Source organism: Rhodococcus sp. C3V (genome assembly GCF_029269915.1).
Classification (GTDB): Bacteria; Actinomycetota; Actinomycetes; order Mycobacteriales; family Mycobacteriaceae; genus Rhodococcus_F; species Rhodococcus_F qingshengii.
In genome coordinates, this window is the sequence record NZ_JARJBE010000093.1 from 1 (window position 1) to 438 (window position 438).

Below are 438 nucleotides of genomic sequence, written 5' to 3' on the forward strand. Positions count from 1 at the left end.
ATGAATTCCAAGATAGTGCAGGTCAGAGGCCCTGTCATCCCAGTATGACCTTATTAAGGTAAGCATTTCCACATTGAGGGGATTTAAAAGGTGATGGCATGACCCCCATCAAGTGAGCCGCAAGTTATGAGAATCCTTCCGCCCTGATGCACCAGCAACATCGAACGCGTGCGACAGAGTCGCAACACCACCAGTCACCGTCACCGGCGAACCGATCGCAGCGCCATTCGACTTGAACTGCACCGTACCGACAGCAGTATTCGGAGCAACCGTCGCCGTCAGATCAACCGCCGAGGACCTCGACCTCCGAGACACCACGATGTGGTGCCACATCAGCAAAGCCGAGCGGGCCCGATGGCGACCGCTGATCACCGAATTCGCCGCCGCGGAAGCTGCGGCGGCCGCGGAGTTGGTGCGCCTGGCCAAGGAGCAGGGCCA

At 58.9% G+C, this 438-nt stretch carries 2 protein-coding genes; one reads left to right on the forward strand and one right to left on the reverse strand.

What is annotated here, in order from left to right; genetic code table 11:
- Nucleotides 1-108 precede the first annotated feature (108 nt).
- Nucleotides 109-333, reverse strand: a complete 225-nt coding sequence (locus P3G66_RS31935) for an Ig-like domain-containing protein (RefSeq protein WP_276117903.1) — start codon at nt 331-333, stop codon at nt 109-111.
- On the opposite strand from P3G66_RS31935, the gene P3G66_RS31940 reads away from it, so the two are divergent.
- A partial coding sequence (locus P3G66_RS31940; protein WP_276117904.1) for a hypothetical protein occupies nt 233-438 on the forward strand: 206 nt, incomplete at its 3' end. The two genes, P3G66_RS31935 and P3G66_RS31940, sit on opposite strands and share 101 nt — an antisense overlap.